Genomic DNA, 483 nt, shown 5'->3' on the forward strand with positions numbered 1-483 from the left:
AAGCGGCCGCCGGGACGCCGGCCGCTTCAATAACGTGGCGTATGGCATCCGCATCGAAGCTTTGTGTTTGCCCCGCCAGCACGCGCGCAGCCTCATCTTGTGAATACGCCGGACGCCAGGGCCGCGGCATGCACAGCGCCACGTAAGCGCACGCGGCCGCCAGCAGGCGGTGCGGCAGACCGAGCCCATCGGCATCCAGGTTGCGGAAATAGCCGCTGCCGTCCAGCCGTTCGTAGGCGTGCGACGCCAGTGCGGCTTCAAGACGCAGGGTCGGGATCTGGACGCCGGCCCGCGCGGTCCAGTACGGCACGAGCCGGATCTTTTCCCAGTCGGCGGCGCTGAGTTTTCCCTCCCGTTCCCATATCGTGTTCGATACCGCTGCGCGGCCCATGCCGTGGATGAGGGCGGCGCGGCCGAGACTTTGCTGCTGGGCCGGCGACAGGTCCGCGCGCGCGGCGGCCGCTTCCACCAGCTCGGCCACGC

Annotated in this window: 1 protein-coding gene; it reads right to left on the reverse strand. The window is 69.6% G+C overall.

What is annotated here, in order from left to right; all coding sequences use genetic code 11:
* The coding region (locus ACEN88_RS34130; protein WP_413346809.1) for an HD-GYP domain-containing protein at positions 1-483 on the reverse strand (483 nt) is incomplete at both ends.

Source organism: Massilia sp. CT11-108 (assembly GCF_047302915.1).
Lineage (GTDB): Bacteria > Pseudomonadota > Gammaproteobacteria > Burkholderiales > Burkholderiaceae_D > Telluria > Telluria orientalis.